The organism is Chryseobacterium sp. CY350 (assembly GCF_027945075.1).
Lineage (GTDB): Bacteria > Bacteroidota > Bacteroidia > Flavobacteriales > Weeksellaceae > Chryseobacterium.
Genome location: NZ_CP116034.1, coordinates 918,139 through 944,178, shown reverse-complemented (window position 1 = coordinate 944,178; position 26,040 = coordinate 918,139). Strand labels below are relative to the sequence as shown.

General features: G+C 35.4%; 19 protein-coding genes. 8 read left to right on the top strand and 11 right to left on the bottom strand.

Features of this window, described 5'->3' with window-relative positions; genetic code table 11:
• The first annotated feature begins 85 nt into the window (after window positions 1–85).
• Complete coding sequence (gene hisS, locus PGH12_RS04300) at window positions 86–1,453, top strand: histidine--tRNA ligase (protein ID WP_267599267.1); 1,368 nt, start codon at window positions 86–88, stop codon at window positions 1,451–1,453.
• Between the two features lie 438 nt (window positions 1,454–1,891).
• Window positions 1,892–2,689: a class I SAM-dependent methyltransferase gene (locus PGH12_RS04295; protein WP_267599266.1), complete on the top strand. Its 798-nt coding sequence runs from the start codon at window positions 1,892–1,894 to the stop codon at window positions 2,687–2,689.
• A gap of 57 nt (window positions 2,690–2,746) precedes the next feature.
• Here the strand turns inward: PGH12_RS04295 and PGH12_RS04290 are convergent, their stop codons facing one another.
• The 3 genes from PGH12_RS04290 to PGH12_RS04280 form a co-directional block, all read right to left on the bottom strand.
• Window positions 2,747–2,989 (bottom strand): YtxH domain-containing protein, encoded by a 243-nt coding sequence (locus PGH12_RS04290; protein WP_267599265.1) that lies wholly within the window; start codon window positions 2,987–2,989, stop codon window positions 2,747–2,749.
• Between the two features lie 99 nt (window positions 2,990–3,088).
• The gene (locus PGH12_RS04285) at window positions 3,089–3,931 is read right to left on the bottom strand and encodes an isoaspartyl peptidase/L-asparaginase (RefSeq protein ID WP_267599264.1); all 843 of its coding nucleotides are present in this window, start codon (window positions 3,929–3,931) and stop codon (window positions 3,089–3,091) included.
• An 83-nt stretch (window positions 3,932–4,014) separates the two neighbouring features.
• Entirely contained in the window at window positions 4,015–4,899 is an 885-nt protein-coding gene (locus tag PGH12_RS04280; protein WP_267599263.1) for a cyanophycinase, read from the bottom strand.
• Window positions 4,900–5,096: 197 nt separating this feature from the next.
• Between PGH12_RS04280 and cphA the strand changes: the two genes are divergently transcribed.
• A complete protein-coding gene (cphA, locus tag PGH12_RS04275) occupies window positions 5,097–7,724 on the top strand; it encodes a cyanophycin synthetase (protein ID WP_267599262.1) in 2,628 nt (875 codons plus the stop codon).
• Between the two features lie 182 nt (window positions 7,725–7,906).
• Here cphA and PGH12_RS04270 read toward each other — a convergent pair whose 3' ends face one another.
• From PGH12_RS04270 to PGH12_RS04235, 8 genes are all read right to left on the bottom strand, one after another.
• Window positions 7,907–9,088, bottom strand: a complete 1,182-nt coding sequence (locus PGH12_RS04270) for a hypothetical protein (protein WP_267599261.1) — start codon at window positions 9,086–9,088, stop codon at window positions 7,907–7,909.
• 70 nt (window positions 9,089–9,158) lie between these two features.
• Window positions 9,159–9,992 carry a type 1 glutamine amidotransferase gene (locus tag PGH12_RS04265; RefSeq protein WP_267599260.1) on the bottom strand — a complete coding sequence of 278 codons (834 nt, stop codon included), beginning with the start codon at window positions 9,990–9,992 and terminating at the stop codon, window positions 9,159–9,161.
• Window positions 9,993–10,024: 32 nt separating this feature from the next.
• Window positions 10,025–11,143 (bottom strand): carboxylate-amine ligase, encoded by a 1,119-nt coding sequence (locus tag PGH12_RS04260; RefSeq protein WP_267599259.1) that lies wholly within the window; start codon window positions 11,141–11,143, stop codon window positions 10,025–10,027.
• Between the two features lie 24 nt (window positions 11,144–11,167).
• Window positions 11,168–12,121 carry an ATP-grasp domain-containing protein gene (locus tag PGH12_RS04255; protein ID WP_267599258.1) on the bottom strand — a complete coding sequence of 318 codons (954 nt, stop codon included), beginning with the start codon at window positions 12,119–12,121 and terminating at the stop codon, window positions 11,168–11,170.
• Between the two features lie 46 nt (window positions 12,122–12,167).
• Window positions 12,168–12,881 (bottom strand): alpha/beta hydrolase-fold protein, encoded by a 714-nt coding sequence (locus tag PGH12_RS04250; RefSeq protein WP_267599257.1) that lies wholly within the window; start codon window positions 12,879–12,881, stop codon window positions 12,168–12,170.
• 133 nt (window positions 12,882–13,014) lie between these two features.
• Window positions 13,015–14,226, bottom strand: a complete 1,212-nt coding sequence (locus PGH12_RS04245; RefSeq protein ID WP_267599256.1) for an ATP-grasp domain-containing protein — start codon at window positions 14,224–14,226, stop codon at window positions 13,015–13,017.
• A 140-nt stretch (window positions 14,227–14,366) separates the two neighbouring features.
• Window positions 14,367–15,782, bottom strand: coding sequence for a M17 family metallopeptidase (locus PGH12_RS04240; RefSeq protein ID WP_267599255.1), 1,416 nt, complete (start codon window positions 15,780–15,782; stop codon window positions 14,367–14,369).
• Window positions 15,783–15,872: 90 nt separating this feature from the next.
• On the bottom strand, window positions 15,873–16,994 hold the full coding sequence (locus PGH12_RS04235) for an alpha/beta hydrolase-fold protein (protein ID WP_267599254.1): 1,122 nt from the start codon (window positions 16,992–16,994) through the stop codon (window positions 15,873–15,875).
• 219 nt (window positions 16,995–17,213) lie between these two features.
• Between PGH12_RS04235 and glgB the strand changes: the two genes are divergently transcribed.
• The 5 genes from glgB to PGH12_RS04210 all read left to right on the top strand — a co-directional run bounded on the left by glgB (window position 17,214) and on the right by PGH12_RS04210 (window position 26,017).
• Window positions 17,214–19,160 (top strand): 1,4-alpha-glucan branching protein GlgB, encoded by a 1,947-nt coding sequence (gene glgB / locus PGH12_RS04230; RefSeq protein ID WP_267599334.1) that lies wholly within the window; start codon window positions 17,214–17,216, stop codon window positions 19,158–19,160.
• Between the two features lies 1 nt (window position 19,161).
• Entirely contained in the window at window positions 19,162–20,568 is a 1,407-nt protein-coding gene (locus PGH12_RS04225; protein WP_267599253.1) for a glycogen synthase, read from the top strand.
• Between the two features lie 128 nt (window positions 20,569–20,696).
• Window positions 20,697–21,965 carry a glucose-1-phosphate adenylyltransferase gene (locus PGH12_RS04220; protein WP_267599252.1) on the top strand — a complete coding sequence of 423 codons (1,269 nt, stop codon included), beginning with the start codon at window positions 20,697–20,699 and terminating at the stop codon, window positions 21,963–21,965.
• 71 nt (window positions 21,966–22,036) lie between these two features.
• On the top strand, window positions 22,037–23,077 hold the full coding sequence (locus tag PGH12_RS04215) for an SRPBCC domain-containing protein (RefSeq protein WP_267599251.1): 1,041 nt from the start codon (window positions 22,037–22,039) through the stop codon (window positions 23,075–23,077).
• A 123-nt stretch (window positions 23,078–23,200) separates the two neighbouring features.
• Window positions 23,201–26,017 carry a 2-oxoglutarate dehydrogenase E1 component gene (locus tag PGH12_RS04210; protein WP_267599250.1) on the top strand — a complete coding sequence of 939 codons (2,817 nt, stop codon included), beginning with the start codon at window positions 23,201–23,203 and terminating at the stop codon, window positions 26,015–26,017.
• Window positions 26,018–26,040 lie beyond the last annotated feature (23 nt).

Here is a 26,040-nt window from a genome sequence, read left to right as displayed (position 1 = left end):
AAATCTCCGGCTTTTTATTCATTTAAAAGTCCTTCCAATTCCTTATTTTTGCAAGTAATTACTCATTATCCATTACTTATTATATATGAAGCCAAGCTTAGCAAAAGGAACGAGAGATTTTACATCGCTGGAAGTTTCAAGAAGAAAATACATCATCAATATATTACAGAATAATTTCGAATTGTTCGGATTTCAGCCTTTGGAAACTCCAAGTTTTGAAAATCTTTCTACTTTGACAGGAAAATATGGAGAGGAAGGAGATCGCTTGATTTTTAAGATTTTAAATTCAAGTATCAACGAGGCGAAAGACGATAAGAAAGTTCTGATGCAGAATGATTTTCAGAAAGCTTTGGATAAACCTTTTAGTTCAGAAAACCTTACAGATAAAGCACTTCGCTACGATTTAACAGTTCCTTTCGCGAGATTTGTAGCGATGAATCATGGAAAGCTGACATTCCCTTACAAACGTTACCAAATTCAGCCGGTTTGGAGAGCAGACCGTCCGCAAAAAGGGAGATTCAGAGAGTTTTATCAGTGTGACGCCGATGTGGTGGGAAGCGAAAGTCTTTGGCAGGAAGTAGATTTGGTGCAATTGTATTTAAAATCTTTTGCTGAATTAAAAGTTTCAGTTACAATTCATATCAACAACCGAAAAATTCTTTCAGGTTTGGCAGAATATGCAGGAATAACCGATAAATTAATTGAGTTTACGGTTGCTTTAGATAAGCTTGACAAAATAGGGAAGGATGGAGTAGTAAAGGAACTTTTAGAAAGAAATATTTCTCAGGAATCAATTGATAAACTGGATTTCCTTTTTACACAATCAAATAATGCTTTGGAAAATCTTCTTCAATTGAAAGAAAAATTTGCAGGAAACGAAACCGGATTAAAAGGCGTTGAAGAGTTGGAATTTGTTCTCACTCAGTCGGTGAATTTGGGAGTTGATATTCAGAATTTGGTTTTTGATATTACTTTGGCGCGTGGATTAGATTACTACACAGGAGCAATTTTCGAGGTAAAAGCCGACGAAGCGCAAATGGGTTCTATCGGCGGCGGCGGAAGATATGATAATTTGACGGAAGTTTTCGGAGTGAAAAATGTTCCCGGAATCGGAATTTCTTTTGGGTTAGATAGAATTTATCTCGTGATGGAAGAATTGAATCTTTTCCCTGAAGATGCTACTTCTAACGTTGAATATTTATTTGCCAACTTTGGAGGTGAAGAAACTCTGGAAGCATTAAAACTAATTGTTCGGTTAAGAGAAAAAGGAATTTCTGCGGAGCTTTATCCTGAAAGTTCAAAAATAAATAAACAATTTACTTACGCTGAAAAGAAAGGGATTAAAAATCTTGTTTTCTTAGGCGAAGAGGAAATTAAAAACAAAACTGTTACTTATAAAAATCTGGAAGCTGGAGAACAGAAAACGGTTTCTTTGGAGGAGTTTTTAGGGTGAAAATTTTGACTCTCAAACGAAAAAAATATTATAGTAATAATCATCTTTTCTTTATTGGAATGGTGATTATTATGTTAATATATGCTTTGTATTCAGATAATAAATATCACAAAACTACCGAAAATGGTGTAAAGAGTTCGCATATTGTTACTCGTCAACATTGTAGAAAATACGGAAGAAGTTCGTCTAGTGTATTAATTAATGTGGATGGAAAAAAATATTCAATAAAACTGAGTTCTGAAGTTTGCGAACAATTTCCAACAAAATCTTCAATCGCTGTTTACTATCTTAAAGAATATGATGATTATATCTATAAGGTTAAAGATTATAATAACAAGTCTAAGATAGTGCTTGCATTTTTACTAATTTCATTATTTCCCTGGACGTTTTATTTTAATCGTTTTATCTCTAAGAATACTGTTAATAATTATTAGCCAAATGAAAAATTATTTAGAAATCAATAAAAACTCTTGGAATGCGAGGGTACAACCTCATCTGGAATCAGATTTTTACTTTGTCGATGAATTTGTAAAAGGAAGAACTTCACTCAATTCTATCGAACTTGAGCTTTTAGGCGATATAAAAGGAAAAAGTATTCTGCACTTACAGTGTCATTTTGGGCAAGATTCCATATCGCTGTCGAGATTGGGAGCAAAAGTTACCGGAATTGATCTATCGGATAAGGCGATCTACGCGGCAATAGATTTAGCAAAAAAATGTGGTACAGATACAGAATTTATCTGTTCAGATGTTTACAATCTTCCCAATGTTTTAGATGAAAAATTTGATATTGTTTTTACAAGTTACGGAACGATCGGTTGGTTGCCGGATCTCGAAAAATGGGCAAATGTTGTCAGTCATTTTTTAAAACCCGACGGAGAATTCGTTATGGCAGAATTCCATCCTGTTGTTTGGATGTACGATGATGATTTTGAAGGTGTAGCTTACAATTATTTTAATGAAAAACCGATCACCGAAACCTTAGAAGGTACATACGCAGACTCTTCTGCAGATATCGTTCAGGATTATGTTTCCTGGAATCATCCATTATCTGATGTACTTCAAAATTTAATCAATAAAAATTTAGAGCTTAAGAATTTTCAGGAATTTGATTGGTCTCCTTATCCCTGTTTTAAACACGTAAAGGAGTTCGAAAAAGGAAAATGGAGAATCTCTAAATTTGGAAATAAGATACCAATGGTTTATGCCATAAAAGCAAAGAAAAAGTCATCGTAATCGATGACTTTTTCTTTAATATGAATGTAAATAATATTAAAATTGTTGTAGCAAATCCTACATATTTGTAGCAGTATCTTCTACCTTTGTTTTTGCTTCGTCAAATTTATTTTGAGCCTGAGAAGCTACATCATTTGCTTTGTCTTTTAGATCATTTCCCCATTTGTTGAGGTTGTCTTTTGCATTATTGAACTTATCTTTTACTGCTTGTTGCTGTTCTGGAGTAGATTTTTTGTATTTCCAATAAGCTAATGCTCCTAAACCAACTAATGCTAATAAGCCATTTGTTTTATTTCCCATGATTTCTGATTTTAAAAGTTATATTTAAATTTGTTATAACTCTTAGTATGTAAAATACGTGCCAAAAAAAGTTGGGTAATACTAAAAGATTGTTAAAATTTAATTAAATATTTCAAAATTTTCTCCGTCATAACTTGCAAAAACCATCATTGGATGAGAATCCTGATGATACATATCTCCATCTTTATCAATTGCAATTGCTCCTGCAAAACCGTCAATAGTTTTTAGCTCTGCAAAAGTCTTTTCAAAAGCCTGTTTTAGATTCATTCCGTCCGTTACTCGTGTGACAATTTTTGCTGACGTCGCATTGCTCACAATATCTTCACCAACTCCTGTACAACTGACAGCGCAGAATTCGTTGGTATAATTACCTGCAACTGTGGCAGAATCTGAGATCCTTCCAGGAATTTCAAAACCTTTTCCGCCAGTAGATGTTGCGACGGCCAGTTTCTTATCTTTATCAAATGCGACACATCCTACAGTGCCTTTTCCACCATTGTTTAACTTGGCTTCATATTCTTTTCTGCGTCGAGGAATTTCGGTTGAAAAATCTTCAAAACCATGTTCAGTTGCATAATTTTTAGCACCGCTTCCACCCAAAACTCTGTCATCTTCTTTCATTAAATCTTTAGCTACAAATATCGGATTTTTGACATTTTGAATATTGATGACGCCACTCATTTTCTGAGTTTCACCATCCATGATTGCAGCACTCATGCGAATAATTCCGTCACTTTGAATCTGCGATCCAATCCCCGCGTTATATAATTCATCGTCTTCTAAAAGAGAAACTGCAAAAGCAGCAGTCTCAAATGCAGAATGCGTTTCTAAATAAAGGTAAGCTTTTTTTGCAATATCTTTCAAAGAATTTTGCTTAGCAATTTTCACGTCATTGCTTTGATCGCTTTCAGAGAAAAAACCTCCGTGAATGATGATTTTCATAAAATTGTGATTGATGGTTGATAAGAAATTAATTAATTCACAAATTGAATTCATTTGCAAATAAATAATCTTTAATGATATATTTAAGCTTGCGGTATCGGGTTAAATTGTGAATTTTCTATGGTAAGTTTTCTGGTCGTTAAATCATAATGATCATTCATAGACATCACGTGAACGGTCAGGTTATCAATAGAAATGGGCTCACCCAGATTAATATTGGTAAGATTAGTGTCTTTTATAAACCTTCCGTCTACGATGATTACAAGTCCCGAACCTACAGCGGTCATTGTGTCATTGTAAATGAAAAGTCCGGTATCTTCTCCCAATCCTATTCCCAAAGTTCTGGGATTACTAACTACAGCCTGAAAAAGTCTTCCTATTCTGCCTCGCTGCACAAAATGGGTATCAACGATAACGTTATCAATAAGTCCCAATCCTTGTGTAGTTTTTATTTCACCTTTCAAAAGAGCTTCTGAGCTGCTTCCCTGATAAATCATATTTTCGGATGCTGCAGCAGCTCCCGCAGAAGTTCCGGAATAGATAAAATCCTGCTCCAGATATTTTAATAAAATAGTATCGTGAAATCTTGTTCCGCCCAGAATAGACGTCAGCCTCAGCTGATCTCCGCCTGTAAACATTACAACGTCTGCCGCATTTGCTCTTGCAACGATGGCATCAGAATTGGCTTCTTCGCGGTTGTGAATATCAAGAATGTTGACATTTTTAGCTCCTAAAAATTCAAAAGCTTTTTTATATTCTGCTCCTACAATCTGAGGAATCTGAGATGCAGTTGTAATAACCTCAATAATTGAGTTTTCTTTGTTTTTTGATTCAGTAATGATTTTTCTTAAAATTCCTCTTTCAAAAAAGTTAAGATTTTTTTCGATATTCTGATCGTAATCGGATTCTGAGAAACTGCCTTTATTAACAGCTCCCCCGATAATAATTAATTTTCCAACAGGTTTCATAGCAGGCAAAGTTAGAAAATTATTAATAGTTGAGGAAATTTCAAAGCAGTTTTAATGCATTTGTATTGATTATAAATTGATTACGAAATTGAAAGTTTTTTAATAAATCTTTAACAGCACTGTGGTTTTTTTTAAGGTTTTGCATTATCTTTGATATGAAAAGATAATTTTATTAATATAAATTTCGATACTAAACTATGAAAATTGAGAAGATACAAGCTTTGAGGGGTCCTAATATCTGGAGTATTAGAAGAAAGAAGTTGATACAAATGCGTTTGGATCTTGAAGAAATGGAGAATTTCCCTACCAATAAAATTGAGGGCTTCCGTGAAAGAATAGAAAAACTGATTCCTTCTTTAATTACTCACAGATGTTCTGAAGGTACACATGGCGGTTTTTTTCACCGTATAGAAACTGGAACTTGGATGGGGCATGTTATCGAACATATTGCGTTAGAAATTCAGACTCTTGCCGGGATGGATTCCGGATTCGGGAGAACTCGCGAAACGAAAACGCCCGGAGTTTATAATGTAGTTTTTGATTATATAGAAGAGAATGCAGGAATTTATGCTGCAGAACAAGCGGTAGAAATAGCTCATGCCTTAATTAACGGAACAGAATACGATCTTAATCTTTGCATACAAAGTTTAAAGGAAATAAGAGAACGCGTGCGTCTTGGGCCTTCAACAGGAAGTATCGTAGAAGAAGCGGTATCAAGAAAAATTCCTTGGATAAGACTGGGAAGTAATTCTCTTGTACAGCTGGGCTACGGAGTAAATCAACAAAGATTTCAGGCTACAATTACCGGAAATACGAGCTCGATTGCTGTTGATATTGCCTGCAATAAAGAATTAACGAAAAGAATGCTGCACGATGCCGCGATTCCGGTTCCGACAGGTGATTTAATTACCACAGAAGAACAGCTTCAAAATATAATTCAGAAAATTGGATATCCTATTGTCATAAAACCTTTAGACGGAAATCATGGAAAGGGTTCTTCAATCAATGTAAACGATTGGGAAGTTGCCAAAATTGGTTTGGAACATGCCCAAAATTATTCAAATAAAGTAATTGTTGAAAAATACGTTACGGGATATGATTTCCGGGTTTTAGTGATTAATAATAAAATGGTTGCTGCAGCAAGAAGAGTTCCTGCGCACATCGTTGGTGACGGTGAGATGAATATTCAGCAATTAATTGATAAAGAAAATCAGGATTCACGAAGAGGCTACGGACACGAAAATGTTCTTACCGAGATCAGTATTGATAAAGATACTTCAGAATTACTAGAGAAACTTCATTATACTTTAGATACAGTTCCACAAAGAGGAGAAGTGGTTTATCTGAAATCTACAGCTAATCTCTCAACAGGCGGAACATCAATCGATGTCACCGATATGGTGCATCCGGAAAATATCACCATGGCTGAGAGGATTTCAAAAATTATCGGTTTAGATGTTTGCGGAATTGATATTATGGCCGAAAATTTAACTCAACCATTAAAAGAAAGTGGTGGGGCTATTATTGAAGTTAATGCCGCGCCGGGTTTCAGAATGCATTTGGCGCCAAGCGAAGGTCTGCCTAGAAATGTGGCTGCTCCGGTAGTAGATATGTTATATCCACAAGGGAAGCCGTTTACGATTCCTATTATTGCAGTGACGGGAACTAATGGTAAGACAACAACGACACGATTAATATCACATATTGTTAAAAGTAACGGGTATAGAGTAGGATTTACAACGTCTGACGGCATCTACATTCAAAATACAATGTTGACAAAAGGTGATACTACTGGTCCTATTTCTGCCGAATTTATATTAAAAGATCCTACTGTAGAATTTGCCGTTCTGGAAACTGCCAGAGGTGGAATTCTTCGCTCCGGTTTAGGTTTTTCGCAATGCGATATTGGAGTTTTAACCAATATTAAAGAAGATCATCTGGGTCTTAATGACATACACAATCTTAAAGACCTTACGAAGGTAAAGAGAGTTGTTCTGGATGCGGTAAAGAAAAATGGATGGAGCGTTCTGAATGCCGAGGATGAGTATTCAATGAGAATCATCAATGATTTGCCAAGCAATGTGGCAATTTTCAGTTTGGATGAAAACAATGAATATATCAAAAAATTTGCGAAAGAAGGTAAAACAACCTGCGTCTATGAAGAAGGCTACGTAACTATCAAAAAAGGCGACTGGAAAATAAGGATTGGTAAAGCCAAAGATTTCCCTATCACCATGGATGGTAAAGCAAAATTCATGATTGATAATGTTTTGGCAGCGAGTTTAGCTTGTTATTTATATGGATTTGGTATTGAAGATATTTCAAATTCTCTTCGAACTTTCATACCGAGCGCACAGCTTACACCAGGAAGATTGAATGTTTTTAAATTTAAAAACTTTAAAGTTTTAATAGACTTTGCACACAATCCTGCAGGATATGAAGCGATCGAAGATTATCTTAAAAATGTAGAATCGACAAAAAAAATAGGAATTATTTCAGGCGTTGGCGATAGAAGAGACGAAGATATCAGATTATGCGGTAAAATTGCAGGAAGAATGTTTGATCATATTATCATCCGAAATGAAAAGCATCTAAGAGGAAGAACAGAGGAGGAGATTAACGGCTTAATCATCGAGGGAATGCAATCTTCAGGGAGAGATGTAAGCTATGAAACGATTCCTAAAGAAATTGAAGCTCTAAAACATGCTATGGGAATGGCTGAAGAAGGAACCTTCATCACCGCATTGAGCGATGTTATTTCTAATGCAATAGATCTCGTACAGGAATATCAAGCGAGAGAGTTGCTTGAAGATGGTAAAATATAAAATATATTTGCGGCGGACTTCAAAGATGTCCGCCACAGCTTACTATCATAAAAAAACCTCAGAAATATTTCTGAGGTTTTTGTTTACCAAACCGTTTCCAGCTTTGTTCTAATTTTTAAAAACTTTATATATCGAAAACGTCAAAACGAGATGTTTCTTCCATCTTTTTGTTAGTTTTAATGTTAATCCACAAAAAAAGTATTAGAACTTCCAATCCAAATCGCATCTTTTTTATTAAAATCTACATTCACCATTGCAGCTTTCGTCATTCTGCCAAGGTTTTCAAGCAAAATCGGTCGTTCGTCATTTTCTCTCCAAATATATAGTAAGCGAATTTCGGCTTTTGAAAATTCTCCGTTGATGTCTTCAAAAACTGGCTCGTAAACTACTTTTCGCTGCAAAATATAATTCTCCTTATCTTCAATTGCGTCTGTAACTTCTTTTGTCGGATTTAGATTAACTCCGCTTCCTGCAAAAGAAAATAAAGGTTTTAAAACAAAATTTTCAAGATTTTCACTCTCAGGAAATTCATGTAAAAAATAACTTTTAGGAACGAACTTATGCTGTAGCATCGGCAAAAGGAATTTTGAAATTTTAAAAAACCAATTCGGATGCGTGATCCATTTTACATCTGCATCTTCGCGGAAATCAAATTCAAGTTTTAGATCAGGAATTCTGTCTAGTTCATCAAAAATCACACGGTTATAAATTCTATTGATCTGAATTTTTTCACCATCATTTTCGTAAAATAACTTTTTACCTTCTTTTTTTACTTTTGTCAGGCAAACCGTTTTTATTCCTAATAATTTTTCAGTTAAAGCAAAATCAACGGCTGTCTTCTGTTTTTCAGGAAAAATTTCAAGTAGAATTACATTTTCAGGATTTTCATTACCAACAATTAATTCTTTCAGATAATTTTGAAAGTCTTCCTGTGGCATTTGGCTTTTAACATCATTTAAAAAAGGATAAACCTCACAAAATGTTTCTTCAAAAACTTTCTGAAAAGCATACAGAGATGGAAAAGCTTGCAATTCAATTAATTGTGGTTCTATTTCTCCGCTTGCACTTCTGCAGATTCCAAAATCAATCGTGAAAAAATGAGGTTGTTTTGTATCGTTGGGAACTTTGCAGTTTTCTGGTATAGCTTTTTCTAAAATTCCCGCTGGCAAAGCTTTTATTTGATCGATAATGCTCTCGCTTGCGTCAATCAGTTTGTCTTTAAATTCATTTGTGAGAAACATCGGACTCTCAGAAAGTCTGAAAGAAGCTTCCAATCCACTTTTTTCTTTTAAAATTTCTTTAAAACGATCATATTTTTCCTGAGTAAATTCCTCATTAAACTGTTTTCTGTATTGTGGAATCATGTTTTTTTCTTTTGTGATTTAAAAAATCGAGCAATTGTGCCCGATTTTGATAGTTTTTATTTATAAAAGATTAAGCCATTGCTTCAACGTCTTTCAAAATGTTTTTTTTTGCTAATCTCAAGAATCGTGGCAAAATCTGAGCTTGTGTAAGAACGATTTTATCTTCATCGTCCATCCTGTCAACCGTTTCGAGATATTTTTCCATTCCATAATTTTCAATCATTGCATTTTTATTCTTTTCATCTTTCAGGTTCTCGATCATACCTTCAGGATTTGCCTCGGGGTGAAACTGAGTTCCGAAAATCTCATCTGAAAAGCGAATCGCCATCACAGCTCTTTCTAAATTCACATGAGGACGGAATTTTTCAATCGCAACAATTTTCATTCCCAGTTCTTCAAAACGATCGTGATCAGGCTCTATAAATTGATAAGCCCGAGAATCTACTGCATAAAAAGGATCCGGAAGGTTTTTAAATAAGAATTCTTGCTCACCATTTTCTGTTTTATGAATAGGCATCACACCAAAAGAGTACGAATTTCTTTTGCAGATATTTCCTAATTCCCAATGAATGCTAGCTAACTGAAAAGAATGACAAATTAAAAACAGAAATTTCTTCGCTTCATTTTGTTGATTGTGGACGTAAACAGAATTTAAAAAATCAGCAAATTTCTGTTCCCAGTCATGACCTTCTCTGTGCGGATTTCCTGGGCCTCCGGAAGAAATAAAAATGTCAAAATCTCTGACATTGGGCATTTCATTTTTAAATCTTACATCAAAAACTTCTATACTAATATTTTCTTCAGACTGCTTCTGGAAGGCTTCAGATATTTCTTTAATGTTTTTAAATCCTTGATTTACCTGATTATTATTCATGTCCAGCAAAGCAATTCTAAGATCTTTCATAACTCATATTTTATGCAAAGTTATTAAAAATATTACGAAGCATTTTCACCGTGAGTAATTCCGTATTCTGTCTCAGAGATCATGTAATCAACGACTTTCTTCAGATCACCTGTTTCTTTATAGACCGCAAGTTGCCTGTCGGCACCTGTTCCGTTTTCTAATATTTTCCATGCGTATTCCACTTCTTTTCTACATCCCAAATCGTCTACAACATCGTCTATGAACTCTAATAATTCTTTGAGTAAATCGGGATATGGTACAGATTCTTCTTTGCCAAAATCAATTAACTGAGAGTGAATTCCGTCTCTGGAAGCACGCCATTTATTTTCATTAAGCAACAATCTTCTGTAGCTTCTGAAACTTAAATTCTGCTGATGCAATTTATAGATTTTAGCTACTAAACTTTGCATAATCGCCGCGAGACAAACGGTTTCTTCGATTCTCAAAGGCATATCGCAGATTCTAAATTCTATGGTAGGGTAGAATGGGTGAACGCGCAAATCCCACCAGATTTTTTTAGCATTATCAATTGTTCCGGTTTTCACCAGAAGATCTACATAGCTGTCAAATTCTGCCAAAGAATTGAAGTAACTCGGAATACCCGTTCTTGGAAATTTTACAAATATTTCCTGTCTGTAAGATCTGAATCCTGTATTTCTGCCAATCCAGAAAGGAGAATTTACGGAAAGAGCATAAACGTGCGGAAGAAAATAACGCATCACATTCTGAATCCTTACGCCTTCTTCACGATTCGGAATCCCAATATGAACGTGAAGACCAAAAATAAGATTTCCACGGGCTACATCGCCCATATCGTCTACAATTTTGTTGTAACGTTCACCATTAGTAATCGTATTGTGTTCCCAGTTTGAGAACGGGTGCGTTCCACCACCTGAAACACGAAGTCCCTGCTCATGAGCTGTATTGATGAGATGTCTTCTCAGATTGGTGAGTTCCGCCTGCGCTTCCTGTATATTCTGGCAGATTCCGGTTTCCATTTCAATCATTGATTCGTGCATTTCGTGCTTTAAATTTTCACTTAAAACCGCTTTTCCTCCTTCGATGATTTTTGAAACGTGAGAAACCAAATCTCTGCTTTCTAAATCAATGATTTGATATTCCTCTTCAATCCCAATAGTAAACTGATGCATTTTTAATTTGTGTTTTTTATGGTTTTATTTTACTGAATCTTTCACAAAAGTTCCCCATGAGATATTTTGTTTTCCGGGAACATATTCTTTGGCTTTTTCGATTGCCAGTTTTGCAGAATGCTCAACAATCCATGCGAAGTTTTCTTCACCAACAGAATTTCTGTCGGCATCCGGCGCAGGATTACAGAAGTCAATTGCATAAGGAATTCCGTCTCTAACGGCAAATTCTACGGTATTGAAATCGTAACCTAAAGCTTCATTCATTGTAATCGTATAATCATGAATCACTTTTAACAATTTTTCTAAATCTTTCCCTTCTGTCTGATGTGTTGTTGCATATCTCAAATGATGCGGATTTCTTGGTTCATATGGCATTATGTGAACATATTTTTTGCCTAAACAATACACTCTGTAATAATCCTGAAATACAATCTCTTCCTGAACCATCATCACCAACTGCTCTGTTTCAGAAAGTTTTTCCCAAAGATCTTCCGGACTCTCAACTCTGTAAACACTTTTCCAGCCGCCGCCGTCATGAGGTTTCATATAAGCTGGGAAACCAACGTAATTGAAAATATAATCCCAGTCATGAGGGAATTTAAGGTTTCTGAACGATGTCTCAGACGTATCTGTAGGTCTTTCGTACGAAGGCAACAAAACAGTATTAGGTAACGGAATTCCAAGTTTAGACATCAAAGCATTATTAAAGAACTTTTCGTCTGCACTCCACCAAAAAGGGTTGTTGATGACGTAAGTTCCTTTTAATGCTGCATTTTTAAGATAAGCTCTGTAAAAAGGTACATCCTGCGAAATTCTGTCAATAATTACTGCATACCCATAATCTGCACCCTGCTCTAATTTATCGATTGTTACTGCTTCAGCTACAATTTCTCCCTTTCCAAGTTCATTTACTTTATCTATAAATGCCCACGGAAAAGTATCTTCCATACCAAATAAAATTCCTACTTTTTTTGCCATAATTTGTTTTTTAATGATTTATTATTAATTTGAGTTGTTTAAATTTTTAAGAAAAGAAAGTTCCGATAAAGTTAGGAAAGGCCATTCGCCAAAGCGGCCAGTCATGATTGATCCACCTTTTTTCATCGTACCAAAAGTCGATACCTTTTGCACGAAGAATATCTGCCATTTCAATATTTTTGTCTCTACAGATATCTTCATCTGAAGTACACAGAACGATATGCATATGTTTGTATTTCCAGGCTTCATCGTTTTTCATAAATTCTCTCGGACAATTGAAATAAACCAAATCGTCAGAATATCCATCCATGAAATTCCTGATGCTGAACGCTCCCGAGAGTGAAAATAAATGAGAAACTACATCGGGAAATCTAAAAGCAAAATTCGATGCATGATAACCTCCGAAACTTGCTCCGGCTACAGCTACACGATGTGTACCATGAAGTTTCTGGATGTAGGGTATAAATTCCTGAATGAGAAATTGTACATATTTTTCGTAATTTCTGATTCTCTGCTGGGGAGAAATTTTATCATCATAAAAACTCCATGCATCAATTGTCTGAATGTTGTATAATTTTACTTTTCCCTGCTCAACAAACCAGTCTATGCTGCTGTTTAGGTGAAAATCATGATTCTGAGTGTATTGTCCCTGCGAAGTCGGAAACATAATGATCGGATAACCGAAATGTCCCGTAACTTCAACTTTAAGGCTAATTCCTAATATATGTGAGTAATAATCTGTGTGTTCTATATGTGGCATGTACTATAGATTTTTAGTTTTATTTCTGAATTTTTATATGGTTATTTTAACTGAATCGTCATTTAGGTTCCAAATTAATTCATTTTAAATTAATAAGTTTCTGAATTTCAATTAATTTAATAATAACTAATCTTTAAGCTGTTGGTTTTTCTTTTGGTGGAATAATATTGAGCAGATGTGAATAAATCTTTTCAGCAGCACGATCTAATCTTTCTACCACTTTTTCAGAATCTTTTGATTTGTAAACGATTCCCACGTGATAATCAATTGGAAGAAATTTTACCACTTCTTCACATTGAAACTGATCATAATCTGGCTGTTTATCTTTAATTAATGCAACGATCAATCCTGAATAATATCCCGTAGGTTTTGCGACTTCATAGTTTTTGCCTTTTAGCAATGCGTCTTCTATTCTTGCCCATTCTCTCCATATATTAATATTACTAGATGCTTCCACAAGATCTGGTATATGCGCACCGCCAACTCTTGAGGCTGTTTCAAGAAAATACCATTTTCCATCTTCTTTACCACGAATAAATTCTGTATGCGTCGCACCATTCATCAAGCCAAAGTTCATCAGAACCTTAGAATTGGCTTCATCTAATGCGATAAATTCATCAGAATATCTTCCTAAAGTTTTGGTTCTGAAAACACCCCCTTCATGTGAAACTTCCATCGGCGGAGCCAGATATTTTGAGGCTGATGTGAAAACAATTTTTTTATTGAATGTAAGACTGTCAACATGATAAACATCACCGGGCTTGAAGCTTTCCAGAAGAAAAAGATGACGTTCTTCACCCAATGTTTCCAGAGCTGTCCAAAGATCTTCTTTGTTGTTAAGTTTTTTGATTCCGGAGGCAGAGGCTTCAGATCTTGGCTTTAGAACCCACGGTGCACTGACTTTGTTGGTGAAGTTTTCTACTTCCTGATCATTGAAGACTGCAGTAAACTCTGGGACATTAATCCCCGAATCTTTGGCTTTTTGACGCATTGCCAATTTATCTCTAAAATAACGGTGTGTAGTCTGTCCCATCCCGGGAATACGAAATGTCTCGCGAATTAATGCTGCTTTTTCTACATCATAATCATCTAATGCAATGACAGCATCTACTTTCCGTGTTTTCATCAGATGTGAAAATCCCTGAACAAGATGATCAAGATTCCAGACAGACGGTTTCACTTCGGGCATATAGAAAACCTCATCAATGGCATGCCAAGGCCAATCTTTTCCTTTAAGGTTTTCGGATGTTACCAGGATTATTTTATTGCCGAGTTTTTTCATCTCGTCCATAAAATCATACCCTTTGTAATAGCACGAAATGCATACAATAGTTTTCTCCTCCATATAATGTTTTTTAATTTTTGATGAATATTCAAAAATAAAAGCAATTGTTTATTGATGTTTTAATGTTAAAAATCAATAAACAATGCGTATTTGAAAATTGCTAATCAATTATACAGAGATTTTTCGAGATAAACTAATTTTTAATGATAATTTTCAATTAAATCGGCTAATAACTGAACGCCATAACCCGTTGCAGCTTTATCTTTTGCATATCCTACATTTCCAAAGGCCACGCCGGCAATATCCAGGTGAGCCCATTTGTCGTGTCCTTCGATAAATTCTTCTAAAAATTTTGCAGCGATGATGCAGTCGCCTATTGGTTTCATTGATATATTTTTGAAATCTGCAACATCAGATTTGAAGTCTTCTTTCCAGATATCCCAAAGAGGTAAATTCCATAATCTCTGATTGGTTTTATCTCCGGTTTTAATCAATAAATTTTTTAATTCATCATTATTAGAAAACATTGCTCCACAGGTATCTCCAAACATTCTGACGGAACTTCCTGTTAATGTGGCAAGATCGATCAGGACGTCAGTTTTGTAATTTTTAGCCATGTAAGAAAGTCCGTCAGCCAAAGTCATTCTGCCCTCGGCATCGGTATTCAGAACTTCAATAGTTTTCCCGTTGTACGCGGTGATAACGTCGCTCGGCAGATACGCTTTTTCGGAAACAGCATTATCGGTAATGGGCAAAATCGCGGTAATGTTAACGGGCAATTGCATTTGTGAAGCGTAAATTAAAGCTCCGATGACGGCTGTAGCACCACCCATGTCAGATTTCATGTAATGCATGTTGTCTGAGCCTTTAATGGAAATTCCGCCAGTATCAAACAATACGCATTTGCCGACCAGACCAAAAGTTTTGGCATTTTTAACCGTAGTTTTATATTCTAAAATTGTAAAAGCGGCATCGTAAGCACTTCCTTGATTCACTGCAAGAAAGGCTCCCAGACCTATTTCGTCACATTTTTTTCTATTGAAAACGGTATATTTAAGCTGATTTTTTTTAGCTAAATTTTTCAGATAATCGTTAAGAGCATCTGGTCTTTTTAAGTTGGCTGGCTTATTGAGCCAATCCTGACAAGCACTTTGTCCCTCACAAATCGCATTCGATTTAGTGAAAATATTGTCAAGTTTTTTCTGACTTAAATTTCCAAAATGAAATTCAAATGTATCATTCCAAAAAGGATGATTTTTCTCAAAAGGATAATTATAGGTACCGAGAAAAAGTCCCTTTACAAATTCTTGAAATTGCTTTTCATTAATAAAATCTGCCAAAATTAAAGTGGAAACCGTTTGAAAATTTTTCTTTTGACTTTGGGAAAATTTAGTAGCAACTTGCTGGAATTCATAATTCTGCAGGTTTGATTTTCCTAATCCGATAAAATAGGTAATGCTTTCTTCTTTGGCTTCAACAAAAATCTCATTTTTCTTTCCTGAAAAAAGAAGAGAGATGTTTTTATTATATTTTTTGCGATTTTCTGACCATGATTCTTCTGTGAACAATTCAAAAATCTGCGCATAATTTTTATTTCTTTTATTTAATAGTTTCATATCTTAATAGTTATTATTTTTTATGGTCATATGTTATGGCCTTACCTTCAACGATTTTGGTGTTTGAAAACCTGGCGATTAAATATTATTTTAGTTTTCTATAGTGTCCTGATGCGGCGTAACTTCCACAGGATTTTCTGTATTGTTGTAAAATAACCATTCGATTGCTCTCGGAAATTCCTGCGACCAATAGAATTCACTGTGAGAACCTTCGGGATTGATATTGGTTTTAAATTCAAAATCAAAAAGATTTTTCTTTTCCCATTTTTTCAGATAATTTTCAAAAACCTGAATTCGTTTTACCATTTTTGAACCTTCCTGTTCGCCGCCGTATAAGTAAATTTTAGTCTTAAACGGAACTCTAAAGCTCATCATCGGAAAATTGTTATCTGGCTCTACCCAAAGTGACGGAGAAAAGATCAAAAGTTTGGAGTAAACTTCAGGGTATAAAAATCCGCTATAAATACTGATCAGTGCGCCCAGAGAACTTCCGCCAATTCCAGTGTTGTCACGATCCTTTTTGGTTCGGTAATGTTCATCCACAAATGGTTTTAAGGTATCTGTGATAAAACGAATGTATTTTTTGCCTTCAGAACCGTTTGCAACGTTATCGTTATCAAAGATATATTCTTTTATTCTCTCTTCACTCCCGTGTTCAATGGCGATAATAATCACATCTCCACGGCCATATTCCGCAAGGATCGATAGCTTTTTATCGATCTCCCAGTTTCCGTACGGACTTCCTTCATTAAATAAATTTTGTGCATCCTGAAGATAAAGTACAGGATAATTCTTGTCTGAAACATAGTAATCGTAAGGTAAAAGCGCCCAGACTTTCCGATGACGCTCCAGCTGCGGAATATAAAATTCTTCCGATATAATCTCTACAATCGGAAAGAATTCCTTTTTGAAAGGTCCCCAATTGAATCTCCATTTTTCAACAGTATGCGAAAATTCATTCTCAGATTTCAGGACTTTTTTATTGGGCGTAATGTTTCCGTATCGATCGAGTTCTACGTTTTCCCATCCTCCTTTCGTGAATTTAAATTCAATAATTTCATTAAGAAAATCATTCGGGATGTCAATATAATAATTATTCGGATCGATTTGTAAAAGCTGAAAGCGAGAGTCTTTCGGGTTCCATGCATTGAAATTCCCTGTTATATATATTGGTCTTTCATCAGCTTCTTCTGTGTAAAGGGTAAACTTCATATTTGTGTTAAAATAATTGTATTTTAATTTAACCCATAAAAGTATAAAAAATCTTTTTATATAAGTTGTTTAAAATTAATAAAAAAGAGAGGTTACCAAATGAAAAATGTTTATATTTGATAGTCATCACAACTCTCAGACAAACTAATTTAGCATTATGTTTGTTTGGGTTTGTTCAGTCTTAAAGTTAATGATGCTGTCGGTTAAAGAAACACTATGATGAACTCGGTAAAAACCTATACTCTTTTCACGGATCACGATATTTACCTTTTCAAAGAAGGTAAACACTATCGATTGTACGAAAAATTTGGCGCTCACTCTGTTGAGAAAGACGGTGTGAAGGGCGTTTATTTTTCAGTGTGGGCTCCAAATGCCAAAAAAGTTTCTGTGATCGGAAATTTTAATAATTGGAATCATCAGGACCATATTCTTTTTCAGCGATGGGATGGTTCAGGAATCTGGGAAGGCTTCATTTCAGGTCTTACTTGGGGAACGCTTTACAAATACGCTATCGAAAGTCAGGGAGAGATTTTGGAGAAGAGTGATCCTTACGCTTTAAGTTGGGAGCAGAATTTGCAGGCTGCCTCTCTGGTTTCTACGACTTGGTACGAATGGGATGACGAAGAGTGGCTGGAAAAACGCTGGAAAAATAACAGCTTAGATTCGCCCATCTCAGTTTACGAATTGCATCTTGGTTCATGGATAAGAGATACTGAAAATCCGAAAAGATTTTTAAATTATAGAGAAATAGCTGCGAAATTACTGCCTTATATCTTAGATTTGGGTTTTACTCATGTAGAATTCATGCCGGTGATGGAATTTCCTTATGATCCAAGTTGGGGATATCAAATCACTGGTTTTTTTGCTGCAACCTCACGTTTTGGTTCGCCGCAGGATCTGATGTTTTTAATCAATGAACTTCATAAAAATGAGATCGGAGTAATTCTTGACTGGGTTCCTTCTCATTTTCCGGGTGATGCCAACGGATTGCACCGTTTCGACGGAAGTTATCTTTATGAGCATGAAGATCCCAGAAAAGGTTTTCATCCCGACTGGAAATCTTATATCTTTAATTATGGCAGAAATGAGGTGAAATCTTTCCTTATTTCTAATGCAATGTTTTGGTTGGATCGATATCACGCTGACGGTTTGCGTGTTGATGCGGTGACTTCAATGTTGCATCTCGATTATTCAAGAAATGAGGGTGAGTGGGAGCCGAATGTTTTGGGAACTAATGTGAACCTCGAAGCTAAATTATTTTTACAGGAATTTAATACAGCAGTTTATAAAGAATTTGGGAACAGTATCATGACGATTGCTGAGGAAAGTTCAGATTTTCCTCTAATTACAAAGCCTGTGCATGATGGCGGAGTAGGTTTCGGAATGAAGTGGATGATGGGTTGGATGCACGATACTTTAGATTATTTTAAAGAAGAATACGGCGACAGAAAACACCATCATCATAAATTGACATTCGCATCGATGTACATGTATAATGAAAATTATATGATGCCGTTGTCTCATGACGAAGTAGTGCATGGTAAGGCAAGTTTAATTTACAAAATGAAAGGCGACGAATGGCAAAAATTTGCTAACCTCCGAGCTTTATATGTGTATATGTTTACTCATCCGGGAGCAAAATTACTGTTTATGGGAGATGAGTTTGGGCAAACCGGCGAATGGAATTTCAAACAGAGTTTAGATTGGCACTTACTTGATTTTCCTATTCACAAAGGTTTGCAGAATTTAGTGAAAGATTTAAATCATTTGTATAGAAGTGAAACGGCTTTTTACGAAAATCAATTTAATCCGGATGGTTTTGAATGGGTAGAAGCTGATGATACAGATAATTCAGTTCTCGTTTATCTGCGAAAAGGAAAAAGGAAGGATAATGTTGTAATGGTTATTTTAAACCTTACTCCGAATGTCTTTGATTACAAAGTAGGAGTAGATAAAGGAGCGCAGTGGGAAGTAATTTTTAATTCTGATCATAAAAAATATAATGGTAGTGGAGTAGAAAGCACAGTTTTCAGAGAAGATCAAGAAGAATGGATGAATCGTCCGAAATGTATTTACCTGAAACTTCCGCCGCTCGCCGGAGTCGTTCTAAAAATGAAAAAAGACAGAAAATATAAAACACCAAGAATAAAACAACACAAAAAATAAAATGACAGTTTATCACCTTAGCACAGAATGTTATCCCGTAGCCAAAGTTGGAGGTTTGGCAGATGTTGTAGGAGCGCTACCGAAATATCAGAACAAAATGAAAGATGTTGATGCCAAAGTGGTGATGCCTTGGTACAATAAATCTTTTATCTATGATCATGAGTTTGAAGTGGTTTTTGACGGCTTTATTCATCAGGGGCAAAATATGCTTCAGGTTCAGGTAATGAAAGAAAAATCTGACACATTAGGATTTGAATTGTTTTTAGTGAAAATTCCCGGGCTTCTTGACCGCGAAAATCCTTATGGTTATCAGGATGAAAGCTTTCAGTTTTTGGCATTTCAACACGGAGTTTTACATTGGCTGACTGCGATGCAGATTCGTCCCGATGTATTGCATTGCCACGATTATCACACAGGATTGGTTCCTTTTATGGTAGAGCACTGTCCGGAGTTTGATTTTTTAAAAGGTGTTAAAACCATCGGAACAATACACAATGGAGAATACCAAGGGATGATGCGTTGGGATATGATTCATTTTATGCCATCATTTGATCATCATAAATGGGGACTTCTAGACTGGAATGGCTTCATCAATCCTTTAGCTAGTATGATAAAGTGCTCGCACGCTTTCACTACCGTTTCTGAAGGATATCTCGAAGAATTATTTGTAAGTTTCAGAGGTCTTGAAAGTTTGGTAAGAGATGAATTTGGTAAAGCTTATGGAATTATCAACGGTATTGATTCCGACGTTTGGAATCCTGAAACCGATTCTATGCTTGATTTCAATTTCAATAAAAAAAATGTACTTAAAATAAAAAAGAAGAACAAGCAGAAACTTTGCAAAGAGTATGGTTTAAACCCAGATTTACCCTTATTCGCATTTATCGGAAGATTTGCTACAGAAAAAGGTGCAGACCTGCTTCCCGAAGTTGTATGGCGAAGTATAAAACAAACATACGGTTCGCTGAATATAATGATTTTGGGTTCTGGCAACTCTTATATTGAAGATAAACTAAAGGAATTAGATTATGTCTACGCAAATTTCGCTACAGATATCGGATATAAGGAACATTTGTCGCACAAAATATACGCTTCGGCAGATTTTTTGTTGATGCCATCAAGAGTAGAGCCTTGCGGACTGAATCAGATGTACGCGATGCGTTACGGGACAGTGCCTGTCGTAAGCTACACAGGCGGATTGAGAGATACTGTTAAAGATATTTCAACTGGCGGTTCAGGATTAAATTTTACTTATCCGGGAGTTGATGATATTATTCATGCAATGATTCGCGGTCTCGCAATATTTAATCAGAAAAAGGCGATGGAAGAACTTGTACTTTCAAACATGAACTTTGATTTTGCATGGGAGAAATCTGCGGAAAAATATTTAGCTTTATACAAGAACTAATTTTAGATTCTAAGAATCAAATGTTCAGTGCAAATATTAAATCTTTAATTTTTCACATTTAGTAATGATTGAAATATAATAAAGTCAAAAAATAATACTAATAATAGAGATAAACCACAAATTAATTTATGAATCCAAATGTTATTTCAATCGTTTTAGGAGGAGGAAGAGGTACAAGACTTTTTCCGTTAACATATTCAAGATCAAAACCTGCTGTACCAATTGCCGGAAAATACAGATTGGTTGATATTCCGATTTCAAACTGTTTAAATTCGGGATTAAATAAAATTCTTGTACTTACACAGTTCAATTCTGCATCGTTGAATGCACATATCAAAAATTCATATCATTTTGACATTTTCAGTAAAGGTTTTGTAGATATTTTAGCCGCAGAGCAGAATGTTGAAAACGACAGCTGGTTTCAAGGAACTGCGGATGCTGTACGTCAGTCTATGAAACATCTTGAAAAATATGATTATGAATATATCTTGATCCTGTCAGGAGACCAATTATATCAGATGGATTTTAATGCGATGCTCGATTTCCATATCGAAAAAGGAGGAGACGTTACCATTGCAACAATTCCTGTAAATGCCAAAGATGCTACAGGTTTTGGAATTCTGAAATCTGATGACGAAGGCAATATTACGTCATTTATTGAAAAACCAAGCTATGAACTTTTGGATGGTTTGCAGTCTGAAGTTTCTGATAAAAATAAATCTGAGGGAAAAGAATATCTTGCTTCAATGGGAATTTATATTTTCACCAAATCTATTTTGAAAAAAATGTTTGAAGATGGTGCGGGAGATGATTTTGGTAAAGATATCATCCCAAGCTCGATCGGGAAATACAGTACTTTGAGTTACCAATATGAAGGATATTGGACGGATATCGGGACAATCGAATCTTTCTACGAAGCGAATATTGATCTGTGCCAGGATTTTCCGCAATTTAATCTATTTTCATCTTCACCTATTTACACCAGAGCGAGAATGCTTCCGCCTTCGAAAATTAATGGTTCGTACGTGAGTAAAGCTGTTTTTGGTGACGGATGTATCATTTTAGCAGATAAAGTCGAAAACTCTGTTATTGGTAACAGAACCAGAATAGACAAAGGAAGTACCATTGTAAATTCTTATGTGATGGGAGCAGATTTTTATCAAAACACCCAAGAAATTGTAAGCAATGACAGTCAGGGTTTACCCAATATGGGAATCGGGAAATATTGCTATATTGAAAAAGCTATTTTAGACAAAAATTGTTACATTGGTGATAATGTAAGAATCATCGGCGGAAAACATCTTAATGACGGAGATTACGGAACATATTCTGTTCAGGATGGTATTGTCTGCGTGAAGAAAGGTGCGGTTTTGCTGCCGGGAACTCATATTGGCTAAGATGTTAAAAACATAACAAACAAGAGTGATCATATATTGGTCACTTTTTTTATTTGTCTTACTTTTGTGCGATGCGTTTTTTCAAAATCATAGCCATAATAATCACCTTGCTTGTAGGAGCTTATGCTGCTTCTATGTATTATTTTGTTGACGAAAGCAAAAGTTTCAAAGTTGAAAAAGAGGTTGATTTTCCTTTAGAGAAAGTTTTTAATCAATTTAATAATCTCCAGCATTTTACCCGATGGAATAATTTCTTTACGAGTTCAAAAACCATTACTATCGATTATTACACGCCATACGAAGGACAAGGTAGTGCTATCAGCTATAATGATCCGAAGAGCGAAGATGGCGGTGAAATGTTCATCAGATACGAAAATCCAAACAAAACATTACGATATCAGCTTTTTGAAGATGAGGATGAAAATCCGACTTTAATCGACGTAAAATTTACTCCTGTATCTGCAGAAAAAACCAAAATAACATGGTTTGTTCATACTCCGAAATTATCGGTTTTGACAAGAGCTCAAAACTTCTGGACTGAAGATAAATTTACCGACAATATCGAAAAAAGTATGGTGAATCTTAAAAATGTGCTGGGTAATAAAGTTTCAAAAGACAATCTAATGGCATCAATAAAGTACGACAGCCTGATGGTTGAGAAAGAAGAAGCCAGAATGCTTTTAGGAATCAGCGTAAGCACATCCAACAAAAAAGATGCTTTATACAGAAATATTGTGATGAATTACAATAAGATTTACAATTTTGTAACGATGGATTTAGGCAAAAAAGATGATGAATTTGGCTATCCGGTTTTGATTACAGATGCCGATAATTTTAAGGATAATGAAGTCTCATATTATTTTGGAATTCCTTTGTCTAAAAAATCAGGAGTTAACGATAATAATTTTAGTTTCAGATCTGTGAGCCCAACTCAAAATTATGTGATGTATTATAAAGGTACATATGCCGGAAGAGTAAAAGCAATTCAGCAGTTGATGCAAAAAGCAAAAACAGACGAAATGCGGTACGGAGATATTTATCAGACTTTTATAGAACAGCCTGTGGCAGATAAAGATGTGAATATTAAGCTGTCTCTATCTGTTTATAAATAAATATGATACAAATCAGTTCATTATATTTTTTTTAATAGTTTGGTTCTGCCCAAAGTCGGTTTTTTTTATTAAATTTGAAGATTAATATTACTAACAAAATTTAATAATAGATAAACTGTAATAATGGACAGATTTTCATTCCTAAACGCAGCTCATTCTCAGTTAATTGAGGATTTATACCAACAATATTTAAAATTCCCGGATTCTTTAGAACCATCATGGAAAGCCTTTTTTCAAGGTTTTGATTTTGCGTTGGAGAATTACAACGATGACGAGAGAATAGAATTTGTTCAAAATTCTGTGACTTCTGCACCCGCAATTCAGCAAATTTCTCAGGCAGCAGCCAACGGAGAAGTTCCTGAGCACATCAAAAAGGAATTTAAGGTTGTAAATCTTATCGAAGCTTACAGAACGAGAGGTCACTTGTTTACAAAAACTAATCCTGTCCGTGAAAGAAGGCATTATACACCGACTTTAGACATAGAAAATTTCGGTTTAGATAAATCAGATTTAAATACAAAATTCAATTGCGCTACAGAAACCGGGATGAAAGGTCCCGCGACTTTGGAGGAGCTTATCAGACATCTAGATAATATTTACTGCGATTCGATCGGGGTAGAGTATACTTATATCAATAATATTGAGGAAAAAGAATTTATCAAGCAGTGGCTTCAGGTAAACGAAAATCATCCAAGCCTTAATGCTAATGAAAAAACTGAGATTTTATTAAAACTAAATCAGGCTGTAGCATTTGAAAACTATCTTCACACAAAATTTGTAGGTCAGAAAAGATTTTCTCTTGAAGGTGGCGAAACGTTAATCCCTGCATTGGATCAATTGATTTCAAGATCTTCTCAATTAGGTGTAGATGAGGTTGTTCTTGGGATGGCTCACAGAGGAAGATTGAATGTTTTATCTAATATCTTTGGGAAGTCTTACAAGCAGATTTTCTCAGAATTTGAAGGAAAAGAATTTGAAGAAGATGTATTCTCAGGTGATGTGAAATATCACTTAGGTTCATCTAAAAAAATAAAAACGGCATCAGGAGAAGAAGTTTCAATTAACCTTACACCGAATCCGTCTCACTTAGAAACCGTTTCTGCTTTGGTAGAAGGTATTTGCCGTGCAAAAGTAGATGATAAGTACAAAGGTGATTTTTCTAAGATTTTACCAATCGTTATTCATGGTGACGGAGCTCTTGCAGGTCAGGGTATCGCTTATGAAGTTGCTCAGATGATGACTTTGGAAGGGTACAAAACTGGTGGAACAGTTCATATTGTTGTGAACAATCAGGTTTCGTTTACTACAAATTACGCTGATGCGAGATCTTCAACATATTGTACAGATATTGCTAAAGTTACAGAATCTCCTGTAATGCACGTAAATGCAGATGATGCTGAAGCAGTAGTGCATGCGATTCATTTTGCAGCAGATTTCAGAGCTAAATTTGGTAAAGATGTTTATATCGATTTATTGGGATACAGAAAATATGGTCACAACGAAGGGGATGAGCCAAGATTTACACAGCCCAATTTGTATAAATTAATCTCAAAACATCCTAATCCTAGAGAAATTTATAAAGATAAATTGATTCAGGACAGTGTGATCTCAAGTGACGTTCTTAAAACGATGGAAACTGACTTTAAAGCACTTTTAGATAAAGATTTTGATGCGTCCAAAGAGATTGAGAAAAATGTAATGGATTTGTTTATGTCAGAAGACTGGACGGATTTCCCGCTTGCAAAAAGAGGAGCGGTTCAGAATGCGGTTGATACTAAATATGATTTAGCTAAACTTAAAGAATTGGCAGTTAAAATGTCAACTCTTCCAGCTGATAAAAAATTCATAAATAAAATTACAAGACTTTTTGATAACCGTCTGAAAGCAATTGATGCCAATTCTCTGGATTGGGCATTGGGTGAATGGTTGGCTTATGCAACTTTGCTTACAGAAGGTCACAATATCAGAATTTCTGGTGAAGATGTTGAAAGAGGAACTTTTTCTCACAGACATGCAGTCATTAAAACTGAAGATACTGAAGAAGAATATATTCCATTAAGACATGTTTCTGAGAATAGATTTGATGTATTCAACTCTCATCTTTCAGAGTACGGAGTTTTAGGATTCGATTACGGTTACGCGATGGCGTCTCCGAATACTTTAACGATTTGGGAAGCTCAGTTTGGTGATTTCGTGAATGGTGCGCAGATTATTGTTGATCAATATTTGGCTGCAGCAGAAGAAAAATGGAAGATCCAGGATGGCTTGGTGATGTTGTTACCTCACGGATCCGAGGGACAAGGTGCAGAACACTCTTCAGCAAGACTGGAAAGATTTTTAACGCTTTGTGCGAACGAAAATATGGTTGTGGCAAATATTACTTCACCTGCCAATTACTTCCACCTTTTAAGAAGACAATTGAAATGGGGATTCAGAAAACCATTGATAGTGATGAGTCCGAAATCTTTATTAAGACATCCAAAAGTGGTTTCGCCGCTTGAAGATTTCTCAGAAAAAGGATTCCAGCCCATTTTAGATGATCCTACTGCTGATCCGGCAAAGGTTGAAAAATTAGTATTGTGTTCAGGTAAATTATATTTCGAATTATTAGCTAAAAAAGAAGAGTTGAACTGCGAAAATGTTGCTTTGGTGAGATTTGAGCAATTATATCCTCTTCAAAATGATGCTATCGAAGCTGTATTTGCTAAATATGGAAACAAAACGTCAATCGTTTGGGCTCAGGAAGAACCGGAAAATATGGGAGCTTGGTCGTATATTTTAAGAAACTTCAGAGATACAGGAATTCAGGTAATTTCTCCGGTAGCAAGTGGTGCACCGGCTCCCGGAAGTCACAAAATGTTTGAGAAAAACCAAAACTTAGTAATCAACAGAGTTTTTGACAGAGATGATGCTCCCGCAAAAAGACCTGTTACCGCTTAATTTAGATAATATTCAATTAAAAA

What these genes read in the sequence shown, in the direction of transcription:
- hisS (WP_267599267.1), top strand. Translation starts at nt 86, where the DNA reads ATGAAGCCAAGCTTAGCAAAAGGAACGAGAGATTTTACATCGCTGGAA.
- PGH12_RS04295 (WP_267599266.1), top strand. Translation starts at nt 1,892, where the DNA reads ATGAAAAATTATTTAGAAATCAATAAAAACTCTTGGAATGCGAGGGTA.
- PGH12_RS04290 (WP_267599265.1), bottom strand. Translation starts at nt 2,989, where the DNA reads ATGGGAAATAAAACAAATGGCTTATTAGCATTAGTTGGTTTAGGAGCA.
- PGH12_RS04285 (WP_267599264.1), bottom strand. Translation starts at nt 3,931, where the DNA reads ATGAAAATCATCATTCACGGAGGTTTTTTCTCTGAAAGCGATCAAAGC.
- PGH12_RS04280 (WP_267599263.1), bottom strand. Translation starts at nt 4,899, where the DNA reads ATGAAACCTGTTGGAAAATTAATTATTATCGGGGGAGCTGTTAATAAA.
- cphA (WP_267599262.1), top strand. Translation starts at nt 5,097, where the DNA reads ATGAAAATTGAGAAGATACAAGCTTTGAGGGGTCCTAATATCTGGAGT.
- PGH12_RS04270 (WP_267599261.1), bottom strand. Translation starts at nt 9,088, where the DNA reads ATGATTCCACAATACAGAAAACAGTTTAATGAGGAATTTACTCAGGAA.
- PGH12_RS04265 (WP_267599260.1), bottom strand. Translation starts at nt 9,992, where the DNA reads ATGAAAGATCTTAGAATTGCTTTGCTGGACATGAATAATAATCAGGTA.
- PGH12_RS04260 (WP_267599259.1), bottom strand. Translation starts at nt 11,143, where the DNA reads ATGCATCAGTTTACTATTGGGATTGAAGAGGAATATCAAATCATTGAT.
- PGH12_RS04255 (WP_267599258.1), bottom strand. Translation starts at nt 12,121, where the DNA reads ATGGCAAAAAAAGTAGGAATTTTATTTGGTATGGAAGATACTTTTCCG.
- PGH12_RS04250 (WP_267599257.1), bottom strand. Translation starts at nt 12,881, where the DNA reads ATGCCACATATAGAACACACAGATTATTACTCACATATATTAGGAATT.
- PGH12_RS04245 (WP_267599256.1), bottom strand. Translation starts at nt 14,226, where the DNA reads ATGGAGGAGAAAACTATTGTATGCATTTCGTGCTATTACAAAGGGTAT.
- PGH12_RS04240 (WP_267599255.1), bottom strand. Translation starts at nt 15,782, where the DNA reads ATGAAACTATTAAATAAAAGAAATAAAAATTATGCGCAGATTTTTGAA.
- PGH12_RS04235 (WP_267599254.1), bottom strand. Translation starts at nt 16,994, where the DNA reads ATGAAGTTTACCCTTTACACAGAAGAAGCTGATGAAAGACCAATATAT.
- glgB (WP_267599334.1), top strand. Translation starts at nt 17,214, where the DNA reads ATGAACTCGGTAAAAACCTATACTCTTTTCACGGATCACGATATTTAC.
- PGH12_RS04225 (WP_267599253.1), top strand. Translation starts at nt 19,162, where the DNA reads ATGACAGTTTATCACCTTAGCACAGAATGTTATCCCGTAGCCAAAGTT.
- PGH12_RS04220 (WP_267599252.1), top strand. Translation starts at nt 20,697, where the DNA reads ATGAATCCAAATGTTATTTCAATCGTTTTAGGAGGAGGAAGAGGTACA.
- PGH12_RS04215 (WP_267599251.1), top strand. Translation starts at nt 22,037, where the DNA reads ATGCGTTTTTTCAAAATCATAGCCATAATAATCACCTTGCTTGTAGGA.
- PGH12_RS04210 (WP_267599250.1), top strand. Translation starts at nt 23,201, where the DNA reads ATGGACAGATTTTCATTCCTAAACGCAGCTCATTCTCAGTTAATTGAG.